Source organism: Acetobacter sp. (assembly GCF_047721705.1).
In the GTDB taxonomy this organism is placed as follows: domain Bacteria; phylum Pseudomonadota; class Alphaproteobacteria; order Acetobacterales; family Acetobacteraceae; genus Acetobacter.
This window is the reverse complement of sequence record NZ_JBDNXK010000008.1, coordinates 31,439-53,188: the sequence shown is the minus strand read 5'-3', so window position 1 is coordinate 53,188 and position 21,750 is coordinate 31,439. Positions and strand designations below refer to the sequence as shown.

23 protein-coding genes, 1 tRNA gene and 1 pseudogene are annotated in these 21,750 nt (G+C 56.8%); 7 read left to right on the top strand and 18 right to left on the bottom strand.

Annotated elements, in window-relative coordinates; translation table 11 throughout:
• Positions 1-208 precede the first annotated feature (208 nt).
• From ABF824_RS02625 to ABF824_RS02615, 3 genes are all read right to left on the bottom strand, one after another.
• Entirely contained in the window at positions 209-511 is a 303-nt protein-coding gene (locus ABF824_RS02625) for a hypothetical protein (protein WP_415486278.1), read from the bottom strand.
• A gap of 323 nt (positions 512-834) precedes the next feature.
• Positions 835-910, bottom strand: a tRNA-His gene (locus ABF824_RS02620).
• A gap of 68 nt (positions 911-978) precedes the next feature.
• On the bottom strand, positions 979-2,148 hold the full coding sequence (locus ABF824_RS02615; protein WP_415486277.1) for an aminotransferase: 1,170 nt from the start codon (positions 2,146-2,148) through the stop codon (positions 979-981).
• Positions 2,149-2,430: 282 nt separating this feature from the next.
• On the opposite strand from ABF824_RS02615, the gene ABF824_RS02610 reads away from it, so the two are divergent.
• Both ABF824_RS02610 and glnA read left to right on the top strand, forming a co-directional pair.
• Complete coding sequence (locus ABF824_RS02610) at positions 2,431-2,769, top strand: P-II family nitrogen regulator (RefSeq protein ID WP_415486276.1); 339 nt, start codon at positions 2,431-2,433, stop codon at positions 2,767-2,769.
• Positions 2,770-2,929: 160 nt separating this feature from the next.
• Entirely contained in the window at positions 2,930-4,375 is a 1,446-nt protein-coding gene (gene glnA, locus ABF824_RS02605) for a type I glutamate--ammonia ligase (RefSeq protein ID WP_415486275.1), read from the top strand.
• 128 nt (positions 4,376-4,503) lie between these two features.
• Here glnA and ABF824_RS02600 read toward each other — a convergent pair whose 3' ends face one another.
• The 13 genes and pseudogenes from ABF824_RS02600 to ABF824_RS02540 all read right to left on the bottom strand — a co-directional run bounded on the left by ABF824_RS02600 (position 4,504) and on the right by ABF824_RS02540 (position 15,248).
• A complete protein-coding gene (locus tag ABF824_RS02600) occupies positions 4,504-4,752 on the bottom strand; it encodes a hypothetical protein (RefSeq protein ID WP_415486273.1) in 249 nt (82 codons plus the stop codon).
• Between the two features lie 36 nt (positions 4,753-4,788).
• Complete coding sequence (locus ABF824_RS02595; protein ID WP_415486272.1) at positions 4,789-5,274, bottom strand: Hsp20 family protein; 486 nt, start codon at positions 5,272-5,274, stop codon at positions 4,789-4,791.
• Positions 5,275-5,415: 141 nt separating this feature from the next.
• Positions 5,416-6,072, bottom strand: coding sequence for a JAB domain-containing protein (locus ABF824_RS02590; protein WP_415486271.1), 657 nt, complete (start codon positions 6,070-6,072; stop codon positions 5,416-5,418).
• A 127-nt stretch (positions 6,073-6,199) separates the two neighbouring features.
• Positions 6,200-7,786, bottom strand: a complete 1,587-nt coding sequence (locus ABF824_RS02585; protein WP_415486270.1) for a DHA2 family efflux MFS transporter permease subunit — start codon at positions 7,784-7,786, stop codon at positions 6,200-6,202.
• Positions 7,783-8,952, bottom strand: coding sequence for an HlyD family secretion protein (locus ABF824_RS02580; protein WP_415486269.1), 1,170 nt, complete (start codon positions 8,950-8,952; stop codon positions 7,783-7,785). The genes ABF824_RS02585 and ABF824_RS02580 overlap by 4 nt, the downstream gene beginning before the upstream one ends.
• 135 nt (positions 8,953-9,087) lie before the next feature.
• Entirely contained in the window at positions 9,088-10,554 is a 1,467-nt protein-coding gene (locus tag ABF824_RS02575; RefSeq protein ID WP_415486268.1) for a helicase HerA domain-containing protein, read from the bottom strand.
• 29 nt (positions 10,555-10,583) lie between these two features.
• Complete coding sequence (locus tag ABF824_RS02570; RefSeq protein ID WP_415486267.1) at positions 10,584-11,807, bottom strand: TIGR03862 family flavoprotein; 1,224 nt, start codon at positions 11,805-11,807, stop codon at positions 10,584-10,586.
• 74 nt (positions 11,808-11,881) lie between these two features.
• The gene (locus ABF824_RS02565; protein WP_415486266.1) at positions 11,882-12,964 is read right to left on the bottom strand and encodes a flagellar biosynthesis protein FlhB; all 1,083 of its coding nucleotides are present in this window, start codon (positions 12,962-12,964) and stop codon (positions 11,882-11,884) included.
• A gap of 38 nt (positions 12,965-13,002) precedes the next feature.
• Positions 13,003-13,788: pseudogene (locus ABF824_RS02560) on the bottom strand (flagellar biosynthetic protein FliR).
• 8 nt (positions 13,789-13,796) lie between these two features.
• The gene (locus tag ABF824_RS02555; RefSeq protein ID WP_415486265.1) at positions 13,797-14,069 is read right to left on the bottom strand and encodes a flagellar biosynthetic protein FliQ; all 273 of its coding nucleotides are present in this window, start codon (positions 14,067-14,069) and stop codon (positions 13,797-13,799) included.
• A gap of 26 nt (positions 14,070-14,095) precedes the next feature.
• Positions 14,096-14,437, bottom strand: a complete 342-nt coding sequence (locus tag ABF824_RS02550; RefSeq protein WP_415486264.1) for a flagellar hook-basal body complex protein FliE — start codon at positions 14,435-14,437, stop codon at positions 14,096-14,098.
• Positions 14,434-14,841 (bottom strand): flagellar basal body rod protein FlgC, encoded by a 408-nt coding sequence (gene flgC / locus ABF824_RS02545; protein WP_415486263.1) that lies wholly within the window; start codon positions 14,839-14,841, stop codon positions 14,434-14,436. The genes ABF824_RS02550 and flgC overlap by 4 nt, the downstream gene beginning before the upstream one ends.
• A 14-nt stretch (positions 14,842-14,855) precedes the next feature.
• Positions 14,856-15,248, bottom strand: coding sequence for a flagellar basal body rod protein FlgB (locus ABF824_RS02540; RefSeq protein WP_415486262.1), 393 nt, complete (start codon positions 15,246-15,248; stop codon positions 14,856-14,858).
• 206 nt (positions 15,249-15,454) lie between these two features.
• On the opposite strand from ABF824_RS02540, the gene ABF824_RS02535 reads away from it, so the two are divergent.
• Both ABF824_RS02535 and fliP read left to right on the top strand, forming a co-directional pair.
• Positions 15,455-15,733 (top strand): hypothetical protein, encoded by a 279-nt coding sequence (locus ABF824_RS02535; protein ID WP_415486261.1) that lies wholly within the window; start codon positions 15,455-15,457, stop codon positions 15,731-15,733.
• Positions 15,733-16,515 (top strand): flagellar type III secretion system pore protein FliP, encoded by a 783-nt coding sequence (fliP, locus tag ABF824_RS02530; RefSeq protein ID WP_415486287.1) that lies wholly within the window; start codon positions 15,733-15,735, stop codon positions 16,513-16,515. Before ABF824_RS02535 ends, fliP begins: the two co-directional genes overlap by 1 nt.
• A 28-nt stretch (positions 16,516-16,543) precedes the next feature.
• Here the strand turns inward: fliP and ABF824_RS02525 are convergent, their stop codons facing one another.
• Positions 16,544-18,007, bottom strand: a complete 1,464-nt coding sequence (locus ABF824_RS02525) for a gamma-glutamyltransferase (RefSeq protein ID WP_415486260.1) — start codon at positions 18,005-18,007, stop codon at positions 16,544-16,546.
• Between the two features lie 264 nt (positions 18,008-18,271).
• On the bottom strand, positions 18,272-18,889 hold the full coding sequence (locus ABF824_RS02520; RefSeq protein WP_415486259.1) for a hypothetical protein: 618 nt from the start codon (positions 18,887-18,889) through the stop codon (positions 18,272-18,274).
• 349 nt (positions 18,890-19,238) lie between these two features.
• Here ABF824_RS02520 and ispH point away from each other — a divergent pair, with 349 nt between their 5' ends.
• The 3 genes from ispH to rnhA are packed head-to-tail and all read left to right on the top strand — an operon-like array spanning position 19,239 to position 21,691.
• A complete protein-coding gene (gene ispH, locus ABF824_RS02515) occupies positions 19,239-20,234 on the top strand; it encodes a 4-hydroxy-3-methylbut-2-enyl diphosphate reductase (RefSeq protein ID WP_415486258.1) in 996 nt (331 codons plus the stop codon).
• 13 nt (positions 20,235-20,247) lie between these two features.
• Positions 20,248-21,240, top strand: a complete 993-nt coding sequence (locus ABF824_RS02510) for a homoserine kinase (RefSeq protein ID WP_415486256.1) — start codon at positions 20,248-20,250, stop codon at positions 21,238-21,240.
• Positions 21,230-21,691, top strand: a complete 462-nt coding sequence (rnhA, locus tag ABF824_RS02505) for a ribonuclease HI (protein ID WP_415486255.1) — start codon at positions 21,230-21,232, stop codon at positions 21,689-21,691. The genes ABF824_RS02510 and rnhA overlap by 11 nt, the downstream gene beginning before the upstream one ends.
• Positions 21,692-21,750: the final 59 nt, after the last annotated feature.

Below are 21,750 nucleotides of genomic sequence, written 5' to 3'. Positions count from 1 at the left end.
ATGCCGCTTTTTCGGCACAGAACAGATTTTCGGCCTAACACGCTCACCGTTGTCACCCAACCGGTGCTCCCGGCTTTTTCCCTCACATTTACGATAGGTGTCATACAATTGGTGTATGAACTCATACGTTCAGAATTCACTCTCGCGTGAGATGGGAACAGACACTTACTATGGTGGCCCTAGAGGGCCACCTTTCTGTCAATTTTTTTCAGAAAAACGCCCGCGTGTTCCCGCTTGCGACGGCCTGCTGCATGCACATGTAGTGTCCGTTCTGCGTCGCGCCATACCAGAAGCTACCGGGCATATGATAAACGTGCGTTTGAGGGTTTACCCATACTTTCACACACGATTTGGCATCAGCAGACTGCACCACATTCTGCGACGAAGCACGAGCATCATTCACGTGCTGAACGACATTGCGCTGCCGATCAGCGTGTCCTGTCTGGTTATCGGCAAAAGCTGCGCCTGTCATGCTGGTCATCACACACAGAGCGGCGAGATAACGCTTCATGAAACATCTCCGGTTTGATTGAGCCATGCCCAAATCATGTAAAAACCGGATCACGCGAGCAAGTAACGGGCGCGTTAGAGTCAATAATAAAATTGTGTTTTCACGTTTATTCCATACAGAAAAAAAACGGTTTAAACAGAGATACAATTATAACATTTAGGTGATAAAGATAGACGCAATCTATTCTTTAACGTTTAATCTTCAATACGATTTTGAAGGAACATGCCATGTCCCTCTCCTTGATGCTGCCAGCGCAAACCTAGAAACACAAAAACGGTTACGCTTTTGCATAAGGAACGAAAGACAGCTTTTAAGGAAAACGCTGGGGCGAACGACGGGGATCGAACCCGCGACAACCGGTACCACAAACCGGCGCTCTACCAACTGAGCTACGTCCGCCACACAGCGTGAGTGCTGTTAGCGAAAGGTTTTTCCTTCGTCAACAGAAACCTTGCCCATACTGTTTTTCAACGCATCAACCAGTCCCGTAGACGGGTCAGAGCCTCCTGTAGAACGATCGGTTTCTTGCAAAAAGCGAAACGCACGAGATGACGAGGTGGGGCACCTCCGGCTTCATCGTAAAACGCGGAAACGGGAATGACGGTCACCCCTCCTTCCTCCGTCATACGACAACTCCATGTCAGATCGTCTTCACCATTACCGAAAAAAGCACTGATGTCTGCTGTCAGGAAGTAGGTGCCATCGCACGGCAACACACCGAATCCGAGCGCGTGTAATCCAGACGCGAGAATGTCCCGACGCACCTTCATGTCGGTGGCCAGCGTATCGAAATACACCACATCCTGATCCAGCCCGATCGCAACTGCCCGCTGCAAATTGGGCGCGGTCGCGAAGGTAAGATTTTGATGCGCCTTGGCAATCACCGCAGCAAGTTCAGCGCACGCCGTGATGTACCCCACTTTCCAGCCTGTCATGGAGAAGCTTTTGCCAGCACTACCTATACGGATGCAGCGATCTCTCATGCCCGGCAGTGTCATAAGCGGGATATGGCGTGCGCCGAATGTCAGATGTTCATAGACTTCGTCACACAGAGCATAAGCATCGTGGCTGGCCACCAGTCCCGCAATGAAGGCCAGTTCTTCCACCGTAAACACCTTCCCCGTGGGATTCATCGGCGAGTTGAGAATGATCGCCTTGGTTTTTGGACCGAACGCGGCCGCCAAGGCTTCGCGCGGCAATGACCACTCCGGAGGTGTAAGCCGAACCAATCGGGGAACGGCTCCCAGAAGCCGGATCACGGGCAGGTAAGTGTCATATGCCGGTTCAATGACCACAACCTCGTCACCCGGATTAAGTAGCGCCGCGAGAGAGGACGCCAACGCTTCGGTCGCGCCGGAAGTGACGATAACTTCGCGTCCGGCATCGATTTCCAACCCATAAAATCGTGAATTGGACCGAGCAACGGCTTCGCGCAGTTCAGGCAGCCCCGTGAGTGGTGCATACTGATTGCGACCATCCTGCAAAGCGGCGACAGCCGCCTGCACAAGATGCGCGGGGCCTTCCGTATCGGGGAAACCCTGTCCCAGATTGAGAGCGCCATGCTTCTGGGCCAATGCGGACATGACCGTGAAGATGGTGGTTGGCAGCTTCGAAAGCTGTTGATTGAGAGGCTTCACAGGCACTCCAGAAAGAACGGTGAAGTGATTGGCCTCGCCCGCGACGCCTTGCGTTCGGGTCAGCAATGCCAGGACAGCAAGGGATTAAGCCGTGCGTCTTCGCCGCCGTCAATTTCTCCAGGCGCCGTCTGTAATGAAGAATATAAAATGGTCATTTAAGAGTCGGCCAATTGCCCGTGCGGCCATCCCATGCAAAGTTAGGAAGGACAGGCGCGCGAAGGCCGCCGGTCGATGATCGCGCCGACGATCAGGTGGCAACAGAATTGATGTGACGACATAAACATGAAGAAGATCGAGGCCATCATCAAGCCGTTCAAGCTCGACGAAGTAAAGGATGCGCTTCACGAGCTTGGTCTGCAGGGAATCACCGTCATTGAAGCCAAAGGCTTCGGACGGCAGAAAGGCCATACGGAACTCTATCGGGGTGCCGAATATATCGTCGATTTCCTGCCGAAAATGAAAATCGAGGTTGTGTGCCCGGACGAACTGGCCGAGCGCGCGGTCGAGGCCATTTCCAATGCGGCCCGGACAGGTCGTATCGGAGACGGAAAGATTTTCATTATCCCGGTTGATGATGCCGTCCGTATCCGCACCGGCGAACGAGGCGGAGACGCCATCTGAGGCTGAGCCTCACAAAACGGGATGCATGTTCCCGCTTGCCACATTGTCCGGCATAAGCCACAAAGTTTCGACGCGGTATCGATCCGGCTTCAGGCCGCATCGCGCACCACACCGCAAATCAGCGCCGCTGAGGCGGCTTTAACAGTCAGGTAGAGGCACTATGGCGAAGAAAGAAACCGGTTCGACCAAAGCGTCGGCAGAGGCAGTTGCCCGGGTTTTTGAGCTGATCAAGGAAAACTCAGTCGAACTGGTCGACCTGCGCTTCACCGATCCGCGTGGCACATGGCACCACACCACGCAGTACATCACGACCATCGAGGAAGACACCTTCACGGAAGGCTTCATGTTCGACGGTTCGTCGATTGGCGGCTGGAAAGCCATCAATGAAAGCGACATGGTGCTACTGCCGGATCCGTCCACAGCCGTCATGGATCCTTTCTCCGCCAAGCCGCAGCTCATCCTGATCTGTGACATCATCGATCCGGCCACCGGCCAGTTCTACAACCGTGACCCGCGCTCCACCGCGAAGCTGGCCGAGCAGTATCTCCAGTCCACCGGCCTCGGCGACACAGCGTTCTTTGGTCCGGAAGCTGAGTTCTTCGTGTTCGACAACGTGCAGTTCGGCACGGGCCCGAACTACGGCAAGTATCAGCTCGACAGCATCGAAGGCCCGGATGCCTCCCTCAAAGCCTATCCGGAAGGTAACCTCGGTCACCGTCCGGGCGTAAAAGGCGGCTACTTCCCCTGCGCGCCGGTTGACAGCGAGAGCGATCTCCGCGCCGAAATGCTGACGACGATGGGCGAAATGGGCCTGCCGATCGAAAAGCATCACCACGAAGTTGCGCAGTCACAGCACGAACTCGGCACGAAGTTCGACACGCTGGTCCGCTCCGCCGACTTCATGCAGATCTACAAATACTGCGTGCACAACGTGGCCGTGTCCTATGGCAAGTCCGCGACCTTCATGCCGAAGCCCATCTATGGCGATAACGGCTCGGGCATGCACGTTCACCAGTCGATCTGGAAAGCTGGCAAGCCGACCTTCGCTGGCAACGGTTATGCCGATCTGTCCGACACGGCGCTCTACTACATCGGCGGCATCATCAAGCACGCCAAGGCGCTGAACGCCTTCACCAACCCGTCCACCAACTCCTACAAGCGTCTGATCCCGGGCTTTGAAGCACCGGTTCTGCTGGCTTACTCCGCCCGCAACCGTTCCGCTTCCTGCCGTATCCCCTACGCGACGAGCCCGAAGGCAAAGCGCGTCGAGGTTCGCTTCCCTGATCCGACCGCCAACCCTTACCTGGCGTTCTCCGCCATGCTGATGGCTGGTCTGGACGGCATCAAGAACAAGATCCACCCGGGCGACGCCATGGACAAGGATCTGTACGACCTGCCGCCGGAAGAGCTGAAGCAGATCCCGACGGTTGCCGGTTCCCTGCGTGAAGCCCTTGAGGCCCTCGCTGCCGACCACGACTTCCTGCTCGCAGGCAACGTGTTCACCAAGGACCAGATCGAGAGCTATCTCGAGCTGAAGTGGAAAGACGTGTATCGCTTCGAACACACGCCGCATCCGGTCGAGTTCGAAATGTATTACTCGGTCTGATCGCAAGCGCGATAACGGATATTGCCCGATCAGGCTGCCTTGGTGGTCTGATCGGGAAAATGAAAAACGCGACCGTGAAGGTCGCGTTTTTTGTTACTCCCAGCTAAAAAATACGCGCGCCGCGAACTTTACTGAATCGTGCTTGCGACCAGAGAATGCTCGTTGATAGCAGCCCGGATCATATCACCATCCTCGGACGTGCCCATCAGTTGGCCGTTGGCGGCATACAGCGCGAACACTTCCTGCCCAAGCTGCGATCCCCGACGCACATACACCAGATTCGGCAAGCCAAGCGTCAGAAACTGCGCATCCGTCAGATTGCGGACATCAATGGCTTCGTTGGCGAGAGCGGTGCTGGTTGATGCTCTGTTCTGCATTTCCACTCCTCACTGAACATCATGAAATGCGGTCAATCAATCCTCTCCGATGGTTCGGACTGTTCTCGGCACGGGAGGCACAACGCCGTCATTGGCGACCGCACGATCAGCGCTGCCTTTCTTGATATCGATACGCCGCACCCTTACTTCCGGTTCCGGTCGGAACAGATCGATATTCAACAGGCCGTTGTCGAGCCACGCCCCACCAACATCGATACCTTCCGCCAGAACGAAGGACTTCTGGAACTGACGGGCCGCTATACCCCGATGCAGGAAGACCCGTCCCTGTAAATCCTCGGACTGGCGTCCGCGAATGACGAGCTGATTGTCTTCCTGCGTGATCTGCAGATCTTCCATCGTAAAGCCCGCCACCGCGAGGGTAATGCGGAGCGCCGCTGAACTGATCTGTTCGATGTTATAGGGGGGATAACCATCACCCGAAGATTTCGATGCACGTTCCAGCATCGTTTCAAGATGATCGAACCCTAAAAACATCGGTGACCCGAAAACTCTTCCTGACATGCCGCCTCCTCCTTTGAGCGAGACATTTTTACCGGTCCCTATGAAAGGCAACCGATCCCTTTGATCATGATATGGAACACTTCTTCCCCCATGCAAGAGCTGACGCCGTTTCCTCGCGGAAAACCGCCGGTTCAGTAGCTCTTACAGGCGCCCCAACTGCTTCAGGCTCGCCCAGCTTCCACCACGAAGGGCAAACACATCATGCAGCGCGATGGACAGGCAACCTCCGGCCCGCACAAGCTCCCGCGCCAGCGGCTCATCGGCTCCGACCACCGCCTGCGGGTCTACGCCTTTCTCACACAACCTTATCAGAATGAGCGCCGTGGCATGCACCTCCAGACTGCGACGCAATATGGCGGTCGCCTCAGCCATCGTGTCCCGCGCACGCCGGGTTTCATCATCTGAAGGAATGACTTCATCGGCCAGAAGACGGTTCCGGTTATCAAGAAACAGCACCCGCAACTGCCCTGCCACAGCGCCTTCCTGTGCCGTATCGAAATAGGCGAGCAAGACTTCCCAGTTCGAAAGTTGCGGACGTTCGCGTTTTTCCGCCTCGCCCAAACGTCTTGCTGCCAGCCCGGACAATCTCAGGGCCGCCATACAATCCGTGTTCACACCCGTTTTCTGCAAAGTGGCAACCGGAGCGGACAGCACGGCCGCCAGAGAGCCGAACTCGTTGATCAATGCCTTGGCCTGAGGTTTCGTATCACCACGCGGAGTGCCGTAGAACAGAAGCATCTCCAGCACTTCATAATCCGCCAGCACCTCCGCCCCTTTGGCGATGACGCGCTCACGCATCCGCTGTCGGTGCCCATAAGGACCCGTGCTCGCAAACGGGGTTCGGGAAGACGATTCAGATGAACTCTTCATCCGGAAAAAATGTCACCGAATGCAGGGAGTGCCAAGAGGGCACTCCCCATGTCATTCAGTGCGCTCCGGAGGGTGGCCCTCCACCGCTTTTGATCGGCGTCAGAAGGAAACAGAACGGCACGACACAGAACGCCGCAATTCCGAAAATCATGAACGCTTCATTATAGGCCAGCATCGCGACCTGCTGGGCAAAGTCGGAATAGAGATGACGCATGGCCAGCGCATCCGCACGCATCGGCTGGTTATGGTCCAGCATGACCTGCCTGCCCTGCGCCAGATATTCGTTATACGGCTGATGAAATGGCGTCATCCAGTGCACCATATCGGACTGGTGCGCCTGACGACGTTCAGTAATCAGCGCTGTCGCAGCAGAAATGCTCAATGAACCGAAAAAATTCCGTACCATTGAAAAGAGTGCCGACGCGTCGGCGTTCATCTCGCGCGGCAGGGTCGCGTAGGCAATGGTAGAAAGCGGCACGAACAGGAAAGCCAGACACGCCGTCTGACTCATGCGGAACATGACAAGATGGCGGAAGTCCAGCGTCGGCACGAGATGGGCCGACCAGAACAACGCGATACCCATCAGGCCGAACCCAAGCGCAATCACCGAACGGATCGACATAAAGGTCATCATCCGGCCGACAATCGGAATCAGGAAAATGACTGCGATTCCACCCGGAGACAGGACCAGACCAGACAGCGTCGCAGTATATCCCATCACCTGCTGGGCGAACTGCGGCACAATGATCGCGGCCGAATAAAGCAGCGCGCCCATCGCCCCCATCAGAAAGGTGGCGACAGCAAAATTCCGGTCCTTGAAGACCCGCAGATCCACAGCCGGACGCTTTGCCCGCAGCAACCACGTCACGGCACCGATCAGGCCGATGGCTGCCAGAACCGCCATAATGCAGATGAAGTTCGACCCGAACCAGTCATCGTCCTCGCCACGGTCAACCATGACTTCCAGACAACCGAAGCCAAGGGTGATCAGACTGATGCCAATGACGTCGATCGGCTCATGCCGCTTCTTCGCCCACGGCGGGTCTTCCACCAGAAAGCCAACGGCCACTGTGGTGAGAATACCGAACGGCACGTTGATGAAGAAAATCCAGCGCCAAGAATAGTTGTCGGTGATCCACCCTCCAAGGGTCGGACCGAGGACAGGCCCCACCACTGCGGCAATCGCGGTCAGGCCGAATGCCGCCGCGCGCTTCTCGGGTGGGAACACATCAAGGATGATGGATTGCTGGTTCGGCTGAAGGCCGCCTCCGAAGAACCCCTGCAACAGACGGAAGAGGATCAGTTCGCCAAGGCTGGTTGAAATGCCACATAGAAAGGACGTCACTGTGAACATGGCGATGCACACCATGAAATACAGCTTGCGCCCGAACAGCTTGCCCAGCCACCCGGAGATGGTGAGCACGATCCCGTTGGCCACGAGATAGGACGTCAGCGTCCATGTAGCGTCGTCATAAGTGCTGGAAAGACTGCCCGCGATATGCGGCAACGACACGTTCACAATCGTCGTATCGAGAATTTCCATGAAAGCCGCCATCGTCACGACGAAGGCGATCAGCCACGGGTTATGGCGCGGCTTCCAGTCCGCGTCCTTTTTCTCGGTCTCTCCAGCAGCGGCGCTCATTGTGGCTCCCGCGCGATTTCCTCATGGCCCGGATCACGGTTCACAATGTGACCAGCCGAATCACGGGTCGGTGTGCTGTCCGTATGCACAACAGGCACCACCGACAGTCCGAGAGCCAGCGGCACATCGGGGTTCAGCCCGCTGTCGATCCGGATCTTGACCGGCACACGCTGGACGATTTTCACATAGTTACCTGTCGCATTCTCGGGCGGAAACGCACTGAACGTCGCGCCCGTGCCCTTCTGCAACGAATCGATATGCCCGTGCAGATCGTGGGAAGGATAGGCATCCACCGAGATGTCGACTTTCTGGCCGGGACGCATGTTGGTGATCTGCGTCTCCTTGTAGTTCGCGACCACCCACACTTCCGGATCGATTATTGAAAACAGACTCTGCCCGACGCCGACATACTTGCCCCGCTCGACATTACGCTGGGAGATCCAGCCATCGCGAGGCGCGCGAATCTCGGTCCAGCCAACATTCAGTTCCGCACGGGTCAGATCGGCCTGGGCGCTGGCCAGAGTCGCATCGTCACCCGCGACCTGAGCCTGCACGTTGGCAATGTTCGGCTTGACCGGCATCGCGACAGTCACCTGCGCCTGAGCCTCCGCTACACGCGCCCGCGCCTCATCCAGTGCGGCCTTGGAATAATCGATATCCTGCTGCGAGGTCGCCGCGCGCTGGACGGAATGCTGGCGTTTGTAATCGGTCAGAGCCTTGAATTCATTGGCCTTGGCAATCGCCAGATCAGCCTCAGCGGCAGAAAGACGACCAGGGAAGTTCTTTTCGGCCACGGCCAGCAGCATCTGATGGGCGGCAAGACTGGCCTGAGCCTGCTTGACCGCAGCTGCTGCCCGATCACGTTCCGCAATCCAGTCGCGATTATCGATGCGCACCAGAAGCTGTCCCGCATGGACAAACTGGTTATCGTCCACGAGCAGGTCCGTCACATACCCCGCGACATGCGGCGCGATGGTCACCGCGCGTCCCGCTGTGAAGGCATCGTCCGTCTCGACTTCGAATCGGTGCAGAAACCAGTAAAGCACCCCGCCCACGATCACCAGAAGCAACACCAGAATCAGAATGACACGGACAAGCGGGTTCCGCTTCTTGCCGTTCTTCTGGTCCTTGTTTGCGCTGCCCTGCTGCTGTTCCTCGTCGGCCATGCCGTCTCCAATATACCTGCTGCCCGGCTTTCCCAGCTCAGCGTTCCATCGCGTTGCACGCTGACCGATCGGTTCGGTCAGTTTTGTTTCGCACGAGACCACGTCTCCATCAAGTCGGAACCTGACGTGACAAAGCTATAAGCCCGGATCTCCCGGCAGCGTTTCCCACCCGAGACCGATAATCGCCGCCCGCCGACGCCCCATGCCGTCCATCCGCAGGACGATGGCGTTCCGCTCCTCCAGCCAGCCCAGCATACGACGCGCGCGCCCAATGGAATGCGTGCCATAAATTCTGGCGATCGTCGCATCCGAAGGACAAGCCGCCTGCTCCAGCGCGGCCCGCGCGATATAGAGGAATACGCCCTGCATATCGTCAGGGAGCTCCGAAGCCATGGCCTCAGCCTCCTGCCATTCCGGCGTTTCCGCAGTCTCCACCGCAATTCCACTTCGGGCCGAGGCGAGAGCACGCTGGAAGCTGCGCATATCCATCGCCTCACGCCCCAAACCGGCAATTCGACAACGCACAAGAAAATCCTGATAGATCGATGCAGGTGGCCGGAACCCGGCATCCTCATCAGCGAGAACATCCCGCAGAACGGCTTCCATCTGTCTCCGCCGTTCCTTCGGATCAATTGGGTCGGCTTCTTCTTCCGCTTCCGCCAGCGCCGCTCCGTGCGTGGCAAGCTGCGTAACCAGATCGGGAGGCGGCGGTGTCACCGGACGCTTCGGTCGGCTGAGAAGTTCCGGCTCTGGCAAGGGCGCGAGAATAAGGTCTGCAACCGGCTCCACAGGTGGCGCAAATGGCTCAAGTACGGGGCCAGCGGACCGACTGGCCGTCTGCACCGAGCCGATTCGCACCGTTGTCGGCCGACGGTAGAGCGCCGGACCGAGCGCCACGAATGTGCCCCGATCAAGGTCACGGAAAGCTTCGGCCTGCCGTCGCTCCATGCCCAACAGATCGGCGGCGCGTGCCATGTCGATATCCAGAAACGTGCGGCCCATGAGAAAATTGGAGGCTTCGGCCGCAACATTTTTCGCCAGTTTCGCCAGTCGCTGCGTGGCGATGACGCCCGCCAGACCCCGCTTGCGTCCCCGACACATGAGGTTGGTCATCGCGCCGAGAGAGGCACGGCGGGCTTCATCCGATACCTCGCCCGCAGCAGCAGGCGCAAAAAGCTGGGCCTCGTCCACCACCACGAGCACCGGATACCAATGCGCGCGGGGCACATCAAACATCCCCCCGAGAAAAGCAGCCGCCCGGCGCATCTGCAGATCGGCATCCAGCCCTTCCAGATTGAGCACGACAGAGGCCCGATGCACCCGCATCCGCTCCCCCGCAGCCTGCAATGCGGCTTCCGTATGCTCGGCGGCATCAATGACCAGATGGCTGTAAGCATCCGCCAGACTGACGAAATCGCCCTCCGGATCAATGATGGCCTGCTGCACCAGCGTGCCTGTCTGCTCAAGCAGACGACGTAGAAGATGCGACTTTCCCGAACCCGAATTGCCTTGCACCAACAAACGGGTGGCAAGCAGTTCGGCGAGGTTCATCATCGCCGGTCCGCCTCCGACGATCTCTCCCAGTGAAATGGTGCTGCTCATGCGCGTCCGGATACAGGTCCGAATCCTGATCAGGCAACTGCCCTGCGTTGCGCAAGCCACGCGAGAGCACCCTCACCTGCCGCGCGCCCCGTCGCCATGACTGCCTGCATCAGGTAGCCGCCCGTCGGCGCCTCCCAATCCAGCATCTCTCCACAGACGAACACGCCGGGCATATCTTTCAGCATGAAACGGTCATCCACGGCCTCCCGCTTCACGCCGCCAGCCGTGGAAATCGCCCGATCGAGTTCATCCGTCGCGGTCAGAACAAGCGGAAGCGATTTCAACCGCCGTGCAAGCGCATCGGCATCAGCCGGAAGAGGACCGCTTTCGCGCAACACGCTGATCGCAACGGGCGGGAGCTGAACGGCTTTTCTCAGCCGGTTTGAAAGACTTTCGCGTGCCCGCGTCCGCCTCAGTTTTTCCGCGATGACCGTTTCGGAGAGATCAGGACGCAGATCGACAAAAACTGTCGCCTTCCCTGCTTTCTCGATCGCATCGCGCAATCGCGCAGCCAGAGCGTACACCACGCCCCCTTCGATGCCACGCTGTGTGACAGTTGCTTCTCCCCGCCGCCTTTCCTCCTCAAACGAGAGCGCAATTCTCTTGAGTGGCGTTCCAGCAAAACGTTCGACAAACGTCGGAGACCAATCGATTTTGAAACCGCAATTTGCCGGACGGAACGGAGCCAGCGGGACATGATGAGCGGCAAGCTGTTCCATCCATTTTCCGTCAGATCCAAGACGCGCCCAGCTTCCACCACCCAGCGCAAGGATCGTTACATCGGGTGTCCAGTGTTCCTCCGCCCCATGACGAGGCAACAGCGCCACCTCGCCCGCGTCGGTCCAACCCCGCCATGTCATTCCAGAGCGAAACTGCACGCCGCGCTCATCCAGCCGCCGCATCCACGCACGCAAAAGCGGCGACCCTTTCATGGTTTCTGGAAAAACACGCCCTGAAGAACCCGTAAAACACGTCTGTCCCAGATTTTCCGCCCAGAGACGCATGGCAGACGGCGAATATGCCTGAATTGAAGGCGTCAGCCATTCCTCCGCTGCGTCATAACGCGCAAGAAACTGCGGCAAAGCCTCTACATTCGTGAGGTTCAGGCCGCTCCGGCCTGCCATCAGGAACTTGCGGCCGAAACTACTCATCCGATCGACAACACAGACTGAACATGTGCCGCTCTCAGACAGGATTTCCGCAGCAGACAAACCTGCCGGGCCACCACCGATAATCAGCACCTGTTGTTGCACGTCCACTGTCCTTCTCTGCTGGAAGTGATGTGCACCAGCGAGCCGACAAAGGAAAGAAAGGGATTCTCGTTCTTTTACATAACGGGAGGGCGACCACCATTGGCTGGTTGCTTGCGCCGCCAGACATAGGCGATGATTGCCGCCACTGCCTGAAAATATTCGTAGGGAATTTCCGTGTCTTCCGGAACTTTATACAAAGCACGCGCCAAAGGCGGGTTGGACACAATGGGAATTTTCTCCTCGTAGGCAAATTCCCTGATGCGGGCGGCAAGTTCATCCGCACCCTTAGCTACGATCCGGGGTGCTCCGCTGCTGCCCGCTTCATAGGCCAGCGCAACCGCATAATGCGTCGGGTTTGTGATCACCACCGTAGAGGACTGGATCGCGGCCTTGAGCATTTTCCGGTTACGCTGCATGCGTATCTGTCGCTGGCGGCCTTTCACCTGTGGATTGCCGTCAGAATCTTTCATCTCATCCTTGATGTCCTGACGACTCATCCGCAAGTCTCGCCAACGCTTGTATCGCGTCCATCCTTCGTCAAGGACGATAATGGCGACCTGCACGACAAGAACGGAAATGATCGTCTCGACGGTCAGCTTTGACAGTTGAGCTGTGAAAGCCGCCGCCGACCAGGACATGGCTTTAGGAGCCAGAGTCAGCATGTCTTTCACAACGCCATAAAGAATCAGCGAAAAGACCATTACTTTCACCAGAGATTTCACAGCCTCGATCAGGCTTGAAATCCCGAACATCTTTTTTATGCCCTTCATCGGGCTCAACCGCCCTATGTCAGGAACTAATGCCTCCGGTCGGAAGAGAAACCCTGACTGCATGGTCGCCGTCAAAACAGCACCAGCAATCGCCGCCACCACAACAGGCAAAGACAGATAGGCCATCAATTTACAGGATGAAGCCAGCAGAGTCCCCGTGCCGCTGGGATCAAGATGAATTTCTCCAACATGATCGAAAAGAGCGCCCATTTGTCTAACGAATTGCTGGACCGTGGTCGGAACAACCATGATCAATGCAATCGTTGCAAAGGCCAGCCCGGAAAAAAGGTGCAATTCCCGAGACTGGGCAACATTACCTTCCTCCCGCGCCTTCTCCAGCCGGCGGGATGTCGGGGCTTCCGTATTGTCACCGCTTGATTCAGCCACCTAGCGCACCTGACTGCGTGTTGTGCTTGACCCGAATATCAAAAACCTGCCCCGGGAAGCGACCCGAACCCATTTGTCGTCGCATTCATCCAAACGGACAACATTGCCTTGAGTAACAATGCCAGCAAAAGCAGTCCGCCTAGCAACTGTGCGGGCATAGCAAGCGAATAAACCTGCAAACCGGGAGAAAAACGACTCAGCACACCCAGCATCATGGGCCAGATCGTGCCAATCAAAATCATCGGCATGGCAAGCTGAAATGCCAGAAGGAATGAATGCCCGGTTTCGCGTGCGACGGCTTTCGCCGCGTCCCCCAAAAACGGAAAATGTCCTGGTGGAAAAACATGATAGCTACCCACAAAGGCATTCAGCGGCAACACATACAGACCAGAGGTAAAAATAACGACCGTCACCGCAAGTTGCGCCATGTGACTGATGGGCGTGCTCTGCGCTCCCAATTCCGGATCAGGCTGCAAAACATTCGACAATCCAATGAATGTGGACATCATCTGCACTGCAACCGGAAACGAAAGCACCATCAACTGCGCCAGCCATCAGATCAATGCTCCACTTAAAAATTCAGCACAAAAGAAGACAATCAAGCGACCCGGATTCATGATGTCATCTGTTTGGGCTGCCGAAAAAAGTGGAGAGAGAAGCGGGAAAAACAATAATGTAAAACTTACAGCCACAGCCGCCCTTACCACCATAGGAATCGACTGGGAGGACAACGCAGGGAAAGCGACAAGAAAAGCCGCCACCCTTGCGAGAATAGCAACAAAAATGACAGTCTGTTCCGGTAGCGTTGAAACAAACGCAGCCATATCACCGTTCAAGACGTACCTGCGGCAATCAACTGATCAAAAATATGATGTGCATACGACACAAGAGTCGAATACATGAATGGACCGCCAAACAGCAAAGCCGCCATTGACGCTAGAAATTTCGGCAAAAACGCTAATGTGGATTCATTGATCTGCGTCACCGCCTGAAAGATGGAAACGACCAGACCCGCCAGCATAGAAGCGAGCAAAGCTGGCGCACCCACCTTAACCGCAACAAAAAGAGTTTCTCGTAATATCAATGATACATCAATAGAATTCATAAAATATACTCACGCAATATATAAGATCAGATCGTCATACGCATGATGTCCTGATAGGATTGGATGACACGGTCTCTTACTGTCGAAACGGTCTGCAGCACCATCTGAGCCTGCGAGATCGATGTAACGATATCGGTCAGATTACCGCGCCCCTGCAGACCCGCTGCAGCTTTTACTTCCGCTTCTTTATTTGTAGAAACAGCCCCTTCAATGGCCGTTTCAAGCGTTTCACCAAAGCTCGGTTTATTTACGGGCGCAGCTGAAAAATCATCATTTTCTTCAACAGAAGCGCCTGTTTCCAAAGCAGACTGAGTGCGTGCATAAGCAGCCGCGGCAGCCGAGTTCTTATAATCAGAGGAAATTATCATTTGAGCAGATCTATCGTCCGAGTGATCATGGAACGTGTTGTCTGGAAAGTATTGAGATTGGCTTCGTAAGAACGCTGAGCCTCATGAGAATCCACCACTTCCACCATCGTATTTACGTTGGGCACTTTTACATACCCGCGCGCATCCGCGGCTGGGTTCGAAGGATCGTAACGGGTCTCAAAATCGGACATATCATGTCCAATTTTTTTTGTTTTTACCTTTGAGACACCCGTTTCTTTATCAATAACATTTTCAAATGATATCGTTTTCCGACGATATGGATCAGCTCCCGGCGTTGATCCAGTTGTGTCCTGATTGGCGATATTCTCCGCCACAACGCGCAGACGCTCAGACTGGGCCTGCATACCTGCGGCAGAAACGGATAGTGTCGAATTAATATCCATTCGTGATAATTACTTTACTTTCCAAGAACCGTCGTGAGCATGGCATGGTACGTCGAATAAACATTCGTCGCCAGCCGCTGCTGGTCCCCCGTCTCGGCCACCAACTGCATCTGCGTTTCAAGAGAAACACCATTTCCATCCAAGGAATGTTCCCCGGATGAATCATCCTGCATGCGACGCCCCTTTGCCTTGCCAGCGATATGCATCTCGGATGTCGTGGCTAGCTCGCCCTCAAACTGCGACATGACACTTTCAAAAGGCGCAAGATCCTGTGCTACATAATGAGGCGTATCTGCATTGGCGATATTGGAAGCCAGCACCTGCTCCCTTGCATCAAGCCAAGACAGGCGACGTTGCGCCAGACCAAAAAGATCAACACCACCAGCAGAACGCGAAGCATCAAGCATTGAAAATCCCTTTAAATCGCACCCTAAGGAAATGCCTTTCATTGCGATAGAACGCTACTTTGGCGATTAAAACCTGCAATATCGTTAAAATTAAAATCAAAGTAGAGTATTCGTTTAAAAGAATGGAAAAATCGCATCCGTAAGTAAATCATTCATATTTTCCCGCCAAATCTGATCGCCGAAACCGCAACTCGGAACGCGTCAGCATGGGTCTCTATGATTTTTTTTCAGTAATTCTGGCGCTTTCTGCTGTGCTGGCCATGATTCTACTGAGCAAGAATGGATGGCAGTTCGCGGCAAAGCTAAGCGGGAAGCAGAACAACGCAGGACTGCTCTCTGTTGAGGCCACTTTAGCCCTTGATGCCAAGCGACGCCTTAATGTTGTGTGTTGGGAAGGAAGACGGATTCTTCTTCTTACAGGTGGCAGCACCGATATCGTTGTGGACAGACTAACCTCAGACGACATCATCAGGGAGAGCACATGATGGCATACGCTCTCTTGCAGCGGCGTTCTTCTGCTTTCAGATGTTTGGCGGTCAGCGGACTGCTGGCCATCACTCTTTTACTGTTATGGCCAATATCGTCTCATGCGCAGTCCGTGAGCCTTGACCTTGGACAGAATGGCGGTCCTGGAACGACAGGGCGGCTCGTCCAGCTGTCAGCACTCATCACGGTCCTTTCTCTCGCTCCCAGCCTGCTGGTGATGGTCACCGCCTTTACGCGCATCATCATCGTGCTGTCGCTGTTGCGTGGTGCGATTGGCGCACAGGGAACGCCTCCCAATACTGTTCTGATCGGGCTGGCCTTATTTCTTACTCTCTTCGTCATGCAGCCCGTTTTCGAGCAATCATGGCAACATGGAATTTCCCCCCTTATCGAAGGGCAGGTCAGTGAAATGGATGGCCTGAAAGCGGCTGCCGAGCCTTTCCGCACTTTCATGCTCCAGAACGCCCGTCCGGCTGACCTTTCGACATTTTTTCACTTAGCAAACACCAAGGCACCTGAAGTCTCAGCCGACACACCCTGGCGTGTTTTGATGCCCGCTTTCATGATTGGCGAATTACGCCGCGGGTTTGAAATGGGATTTCTGCTCTATCTGCCTTTTCTCATCATTGATCTGGTGGTTTCCACAGTCCTGATGAGTCTTGGCATGATGATGCTGCCACCCACCACCATATCGCTGCCATTCAAACTGATTTTCTTCGTCATGATTGATGGCTGGCAACTGACAGCGGGCAGTCTCGTCCGAAGCTTCGGGGGAGGATAGCCTCCCCTCCCCAACTGGGACAACAGCTTTAGTCGTGATCCAGTCCCGTTGCATATCCGCTACCGCGCGGATCAACCCAACCGAAGCAGTGGCTACTTCCACCCGGGAGACCTTCCTTGCAGGAAATGGCATTGGCGCGGCCTGCGGAAGTCGCAGGTTTGATATTGCCAGCCAGAGCCCCGTCCAGCGCGACGGCAGCGGCGTCCGCCGCATCGGCCTGACCAGACGCTGTGGCCGCCGCCAGAAAACGATCATCACGATAGGCAATCGCGGCAGGAATCATCGCATTGGGCCGATGAACAGAGGATGCCCCCAACACAATACCGGTGGAACCAGCGACACGCCCCGTCCCGAAGAGATTGTTCATGGAGACAGCGCAGGCAACTGCACCGCCTTTCCGATCCACCACAGCGAAAGACGTGGAAGCCGGAAGGTTTGGCAATCCTGAGCCACCCGAAGTGCGGCCTGCGTCGAGAAGAGTTTGCGCACGCGCAGTCAGGGTCTCCACTGAAACCCTTCGCCCCTCAACAACCTTCCGCCAGCCCGTCACAGCACGCGCACCGATATTGCCTACCCCTTCGCCCGATTCCAGAGCTTTCCATGCAAAGGCCATACCATACCCACCATCGGCTGGCGGGGGGAGGAAGGAAACGCTGATCCCATGCAGGCTGACCGTCAGCGGCTTCCCTTCGACAGGCACACCAGCGCGAAGACCATCCATGGTCAGACCTGCGCCCGTCTTGTCATTCGCAGCGACAAGCACCTGCGCCAGAGCACCAGTATATAGATCCCCCACACCAGCGGAACGCATACGCTCCAACGTGCCCGTGAGGTATCTCTGCGTGAGGATGTCGCCTGCGCGCAGAACCGTGCCATCCGGGCGCGCAAATATCTGGCGTGCACCCTCATTCGCCAAAAGCGGGGCCTGAACAGCGGAGAGGTCCGAAGCAAGCTGAGAGCCGACTTCAATGCCATTGCGCGCAAGCATGATCGCGGGCTGCACTGTTTCCGAGAAATCGACGCTGCCGTAATGCAGCTGCATCATGAAGAGACCACGCGCCAGCATCGGCGAGGAAGCCGGCCGGTCGACACGGCTCTTATCGTCAGAATTCGTGCTTTTCGGCGAATCTCCGGTCGGCATGAACAGGAAAGCCTTGCCGGCTCCATGATCTTCCGGTCGCCATGCAAGACAGGCGCCCCCCGCTCCCAGAGAAGCGCGCGAAGGCAGCGTCACGGCCAGAGACAGCCCCAGCGCCGCAGCCGCGTCAGCAGCATTGCCTCCCCGCTGCAGGACCGTCATGGCCGCCAATGCGGCATGTGGCTCGTCGGCCACGACGTTCCCGACATAACCGGTCAACATTTTCGAGCCTGCGCCATAGAGAGAAAGCACGGGGTGCTCATCACCCCCCGCATTCTCCGCACCGCTGCCAAAAATCCATGAACAGCCAGAGAGAGCGCCTACGGTTGCCAGCAGAAGGCCGGTCTTCCACACAACCTTTCTTCCTCGCCCGCAACGTCTGGAGTTGAGCGCCGTTTCGCGCGAAACAGAACGAAGACTTGCAGAACGTTCAGACACGCGAGAGGCACTCCATTTTCCAGCGCTGGCATCCGCTAACCGCGGCTCGGACCTGCGCGATAAGATCGTCCGACCGTCTCAAATTCATGAAACGGATATTCGTATTCTGGTTAGCTTTCTTCCCGGCAGGCAGCAACGGGGAACCGCTGCTTTTCCAGTCTGACAGAGCCTCCCAGCCAATCATTTCGACAGGAAAGTCGCCGTGATGTTGTGCTCGCGGTTATAGGCCAGCTGCGTATGGTTCAACTGGAAACCAACCTCGAAGCGGTAGTCGTTCTCCACCGTCGTCGGCTTGATCGGCAGATCAACCGTCACAAGGCGCGTATCGACCGCCACAGTGTCCTGTCCGGCGGGGAAGGTCACATCCTGAGCGAACACATGTTTGCCGACAATCTTGTCGTTATGCACAACGACGACAAACCAGGGTAACGACACTTTCCCAGATGTCGCAGCCGGACCGCGACGCACGATCATGCGGACTGCAAGACGTGTCCGCAGATCCTTCTTGCCCTGCGCGAGGCAATCGCCGTTCAGGGCCGTCAGGCTGGCATGGGTCACAAGATGATCGAACGATGGGCCTTTCGCCGAATAATTGTAATAGTCGGCGACTTCGGCAGGGATGTGCATCTCCGGGCAGCTCGGCGCAAAAACCATGCTTTCATTCTCACCGCAGCCGGTCAAAGCAAGCGGGAGCAGGAGGGACACCGCGCCCCAGCCCCATGCGCAACGACTCGAACGGAAGATGTTCCCCATGCGCGCGCCACGAAAGAGATCAATCACAGAAAAAAACCGGGCCATTCAACAATCCATGCTGACAGGTTGCGCGATCCGCCACCTCAGGTTCCGTCATGACAGACGAAAGAGACAGCATGAACGTCAGACCGCACCCCAAGTATCATATAGAAACGCGCGGACGAAAACTCCCCCACGCAAGGAAAGCTGTTAAAACTGCATTACCAGAGTGATGCAGCCGCGCAATACCGTCCATATTATGGCATACAGATGAGAGACGACAGCCTGCCACGATGCGATAACGGCTTGCACGATCCGCCTGTCTTGCGTAGGGCGGGGCACATCAGATGTATTGGACAGCTGGCGCACCCGCCGATTGCCCCGTAAGCCGCCTGCCGAATGTTTGGGGAGCCCCATGCCCGATCAGACCACACTTTCCTCGAAGCCCGCCGCTGACAGCGAGACCCGCGCCCTGAAGGTTCTTCTGGCCGGACCACGCGGTTTCTGTGCCGGTGTCGACCGCGCCATCCGGGTTGTGGAAGAGGCCATCCGCGCCTATGGCGCCCCCGTCTATGTGCGGCATGAAATCGTCCACAACCGCACCGTGGTCGAAGAACTGGAAGAGAAAGGCGCCATCTTCGTTGAAGAACTCGACGAAGTGCCGCCGGACGGCCATGTGGTGTTCTCTGCGCACGGCGTCCCCAAGACGGTGCCCGCCGAAGCTGCACGCCGTAATTTGCTCTATCTGGATGCAACCTGCCCGCTGGTTTCCAAGGTGCATCGTGAAGCAGAGCGTCACTATGCAAATGGCGGCCCCGAAAGTCGTCACATTCTGATGATCGGCCATGCCGGTCATCCGGAAGTCATCGGCACCATGGGCCAGTTGCCACCGGGTGCGGTCACACTCATCAACGATGCTGAGGAAGCCCGCACGGTCCAGCCGGAAGACCCGAGCCGTCTGGCTTTCATCACCCAGACCACACTTTCCGTGGATGATACGGCAGAGATCGTGGACATTCTGCGCGACCGCTTTCCCCTCATCGAAGGCCCGAAGCGCGAGGATATCTGCTACGCGACGACGAACCGTCAGGAAGCCGTGAAAGCCATCGCGCCGGAATGCGATCTGGTGATCGTCATCGGTTCCCCGAATTCGTCCAACTCCCAGCGCCTGCGCGAGGTTGCGGAGCGCTCGGGCACCAAGCGTGCGCTACTCGTGCCGAAGCTCGCCGCTCTCGACTGGTCGGTGCTGGACGGCGTGCAGACGCTCGGCATCACGGCTGGCGCCTCCGCGCCAGAAGCGCTGGTGCAGGAAATGGTGACCGAACTCGCACGTCGCTACACGTTGCAGATCGAAGAACGCACCGTGAAGGAAGAAAACGTCACATTCCGTCTCCCCGCGCCGCTCGGCTGATTCAAAGGCAGTCATGGCCGTCTACACTGAGATAGAAGACGAGGAACTCGAACGGTTCCTCGCAGACTACGATATCGGACATCTGACCGCCTTTCGCGGCATTGCCGAAGGGGTCGAAAACAGCAACTTCCTGCTCCGGACCGATAAGGCAGGCGTTGCGTCCGATTTCATCCTGACCCTCTACGAAAAACGCGTTAACCCCGACGATCTGCCGTGGTTTCTGGGTTTCATGCGTCATCTCGCAACGGAAGGCTTGTCCTGTCCGCTGCCCGTAGCAGGCAAGGACGGCAATGCCCTGCGCATGCTTGCGGGACGCCCCGCCGCCATAACGACCTTTCTGTCCGGCGTCTGGCCCCGCCATGTCCATGAAGCCCATTGCGCTCCCCTTGGCGCTGCGCTTGCGCGCCTGCATGTCGCCGGAAGCAGCTACGCGCCCACCCGCGCGAACAGCCTCGGGCCCCATGCGTGGCGTCCTCTGCTCAATGCCACACAGCAATCAGCGGGTTCAGAAGAAGCTTTTCCCGCCCTTATCGGCGAACTCGATCAGGCACTCGGTCGGATTCTCTCCGACTGGCCCGGCACCAACGGTCAAAAAGATCTGCCACATGGCCAGATCCATGCTGATCTCTTTCCGGACAATGTGTTCTTTCTCGACGGCAAGGTTTCCGGGCTGATCGACTTCTATTTCGCCTGCACCGATCTGCTGGCCTATGATGTCGCCATCTGCCTGAATGCTTGGTGTTTCGACGATGACGGCGCGTTCCACCCCGTCTTTGCCCAACGACTCCTTGAAGGCTATGAAAGCATCCGCCCTCTAAGCGCAGATGAACGTGCTGCCCTCCCGACCCTGTGTGCGGGTGCGGCGATGCGCTTCGCCCTGACGCGTCTTTACGACTGGATCAACACGCCGGCTGGCGCGATGGTCACGCGCAAGAACCCGATGGCCTATGTCCAGCGTCTGCGCTTCCATCTCTCCGCTGCTGGCAGCGAGGCTTATGGTGGCTGACGAACAGGTTATCGAAATCTGGACCGATGGCGGTTGCAGGCCTAACCCCGGCCCCGGTGGATGGGGTGTCCTTCTCCGCTACAAAGGTCACGAACGCGAGTTGTCAGGTGGCGAGTTGGAAACCACCAACAACCGCATGGAGCTGACCGCGGCTGCCGAAGCGCTGGAGGCTCTTACCCGCCCCTGCAAGATCATCCTGCACACCGACAGTGAATATGTCCGTAATGGCATTACACGCTGGCACACGGGCTGGGTCCGCCGTAACTGGCGCAACGCTTCAGGTGATCCCGTGAAGAACATGGATCTCTGGCGCCGCCTTCTCGATGCCGCCAAACAGCACGATGTGGACTGGCGGTGGGTTCGGGGCCATTCCGGCGTGCCGGAAAATGAACGGGTCGATGAACTTGCCACAGCGGCACGCATAGCGGTGGAAAACGAACAACAAGGCTGAAACGTCAGGTAGTCTCAGCCTTCTACAAAAGAGTCAGCCCTATTTGAGATGGAGGAATG

Coding starts and splice junctions, on each gene's coding strand:
- ABF824_RS02540 (WP_415486262.1), bottom strand. CDS start 15,248: ATGCTTGATGCTTCGCGTTCTGCTGGTGGTGTTGATCTTTTTGGTCTG.
- ABF824_RS02535 (WP_415486261.1), top strand. CDS start 15,455: ATGGGTCTCTATGATTTTTTTTCAGTAATTCTGGCGCTTTCTGCTGTG.
- ispH (WP_415486258.1), top strand. CDS start 19,239: ATGCCCGATCAGACCACACTTTCCTCGAAGCCCGCCGCTGACAGCGAG.
- ABF824_RS02590 (WP_415486271.1), bottom strand. CDS start 6,072: ATGCGTGAGCGCGTCATCGCCAAAGGGGCGGAGGTGCTGGCGGATTAT.
- ABF824_RS02610 (WP_415486276.1), top strand. CDS start 2,431: ATGAAGAAGATCGAGGCCATCATCAAGCCGTTCAAGCTCGACGAAGTA.
- flgC (WP_415486263.1), bottom strand. CDS start 14,841: ATGGATATTAATTCGACACTATCCGTTTCTGCCGCAGGTATGCAGGCC.
- rnhA (WP_415486255.1), top strand. CDS start 21,230: ATGGTGGCTGACGAACAGGTTATCGAAATCTGGACCGATGGCGGTTGC.
- ABF824_RS02625 (WP_415486278.1), bottom strand. CDS start 511: ATGAAGCGTTATCTCGCCGCTCTGTGTGTGATGACCAGCATGACAGGC.
- ABF824_RS02595 (WP_415486272.1), bottom strand. CDS start 5,274: ATGTCAGGAAGAGTTTTCGGGTCACCGATGTTTTTAGGGTTCGATCAT.
- ABF824_RS02510 (WP_415486256.1), top strand. CDS start 20,248: ATGGCCGTCTACACTGAGATAGAAGACGAGGAACTCGAACGGTTCCTC.
- ABF824_RS02550 (WP_415486264.1), bottom strand. CDS start 14,437: ATGATAATTTCCTCTGATTATAAGAACTCGGCTGCCGCGGCTGCTTAT.
- ABF824_RS02555 (WP_415486265.1), bottom strand. CDS start 14,069: ATGAATTCTATTGATGTATCATTGATATTACGAGAAACTCTTTTTGTT.
- ABF824_RS02520 (WP_415486259.1), bottom strand. CDS start 18,889: ATGGCCCGGTTTTTTTCTGTGATTGATCTCTTTCGTGGCGCGCGCATG.
- ABF824_RS02580 (WP_415486269.1), bottom strand. CDS start 8,952: ATGGCCGACGAGGAACAGCAGCAGGGCAGCGCAAACAAGGACCAGAAG.
- fliP (WP_415486287.1), top strand. CDS start 15,733: ATGGCATACGCTCTCTTGCAGCGGCGTTCTTCTGCTTTCAGATGTTTG.
- ABF824_RS02575 (WP_415486268.1), bottom strand. CDS start 10,554: ATGAGCAGCACCATTTCACTGGGAGAGATCGTCGGAGGCGGACCGGCG.
- glnA (WP_415486275.1), top strand. CDS start 2,930: ATGGCGAAGAAAGAAACCGGTTCGACCAAAGCGTCGGCAGAGGCAGTT.
- ABF824_RS02600 (WP_415486273.1), bottom strand. CDS start 4,752: ATGCAGAACAGAGCATCAACCAGCACCGCTCTCGCCAACGAAGCCATT.
- ABF824_RS02585 (WP_415486270.1), bottom strand. CDS start 7,786: ATGAGCGCCGCTGCTGGAGAGACCGAGAAAAAGGACGCGGACTGGAAG.